Below are 246 nucleotides of genomic sequence, written 5' to 3' on the forward strand. Positions count from 1 at the left end.
GCTTGTTGTTTAATATCATTACAGCGGGTTTAATAATACTGAGCTTCGCCATTCTGCACCTCCATTTCGTTATAGAGTTGTCTTTACCTGCACCTGTTACTGCAGTAGCAACTGGCATAATTTTGGGCGTTGCAGCTGGCACCTTACTAAATCTGATTTTTGTGGAGCAACTTCTTGGCCTGGATAAGTTACCCCAAACCCATTAGCCGGGGTAACCGCGCCAGATTAGCTCTGGCCAGCTTGCCG

General features: G+C 46.7%; 1 protein-coding gene. It reads left to right on the plus strand.

The window, feature by feature from the left end:
* On the plus strand, positions 1–206 hold a 206-nt coding region (locus SB753_RS40240; protein WP_410805571.1), incomplete at its 5' end, for a hypothetical protein.
* Positions 207–246: the final 40 nt, after the last annotated feature.

The organism is Paraburkholderia sp. SIMBA_053, assembly GCF_046534895.1.
Taxonomy (GTDB): Bacteria; Pseudomonadota; Gammaproteobacteria; order Burkholderiales; family Burkholderiaceae; genus Paraburkholderia; species Paraburkholderia caledonica.